Genomic DNA, 563 nt, shown 5'->3' with positions numbered 1-563 from the left:
GGAACGGCCTGTTGATCGGAGAGATTATCGCCGGTGTTGACCACGAGGTCCGGCTCCAGGGCGTCGAGGGCAGAAACCCAGGCAATCTTGGTTTCCTGGCCGGGGATCATATGCAGATCTGACAGATGCAGCAGCCGAAATTCCGGCTTGCCGCGCAGCGTGCCCTTGGGCAGGAGGGGGAGCGTATATTCCTTGAGCTCGAATTTGGTCAGTTCGCTATAGCCCCATGCTGCGGCGCCCAGGCCGGCAGCGGTGAGGCCGCCAAGAATACGTAAAAGTTTCACGGCTACCACACTACCTGGCGTACATTGATAGGCATGAGCGAGCTAAAACAAACCATCCGTGCAGATCTGAAAACCGCAATGAAGGCGAAGGAGAAGCAGCGCACCAGCGCCATCCGCGCCTTGCTGGCCGCCATCCAGGCCGAGGAGACCAATGGCTCCCGGCATGAGCTGGAGGACGCCGATATCCTCAAGGTCATTGCGCGCGAAATTAAAAAGCGCCGCGAGTCCGCCGAGGTCTATGAAGAAAATGGCCGTCCAGAGTTGGCTGAAGCCGAACTT

The 563-nt window shown here is 58.6% G+C and carries 1 protein-coding gene and 1 pseudogene; one reads left to right on the top strand and one right to left on the bottom strand.

Annotated elements, in window-relative coordinates:
• Positions 1–284: pseudogene (locus tag F4V54_RS11280) on the bottom strand (metallophosphoesterase); the annotation flags it as partial.
• A gap of 33 nt (positions 285–317) precedes the next feature.
• Between F4V54_RS11280 and F4V54_RS11275 the strand changes: the two are divergent.
• Positions 318–563, top strand: a 246-nt coding sequence (locus tag F4V54_RS11275) for a GatB/YqeY domain-containing protein (protein ID WP_170253160.1), incomplete at its 3' end; no start/stop codon positions are given.

This window comes from Corynebacterium tuscaniense, assembly GCF_008693065.1.
In the GTDB taxonomy this organism is placed as follows: Bacteria; Actinomycetota; Actinomycetes; order Mycobacteriales; family Mycobacteriaceae; genus Corynebacterium; species Corynebacterium tuscaniense.
This window is presented reverse-complemented; position numbering and strand designations above follow the sequence as displayed.